Annotated in this window: 1 pseudogene (only partly in view); it reads right to left on the minus strand. The window is 33.2% G+C overall.

The features are described from left to right. Positions 1-178 (minus strand): annotated as a pseudogene (locus LUA84_RS04790) (glutamine amidotransferase-related protein) (its annotated part extends 39 nt beyond the left edge of the window); the annotation flags it as partial. Between the last annotated feature and the right edge of the window lie 54 nt (positions 179-232).

Below are 232 nucleotides of genomic sequence, written 5' to 3' on the forward strand. Positions count from 1 at the left end.
TTCTAAACTCTGGATGGAATTGTGTAGCTACAAAGAAATAATGGCTTGGTAACTCTATCATTTCTACTCTTGGAACATCAGATCTCCAAGATGAGAAAACAAGGCCCTTTTCAGTTAGTATATTAAAGAACTTAGGATTAACTTCATACCTATGTCTATGTCTTTCTACTATTTCAATTGTTCCATAGACTCATGAGCTATTGTGCCTTCAACAATATTAATCTTCCAATTA

Source organism: Candidatus Nanopusillus massiliensis, assembly GCF_920984865.1.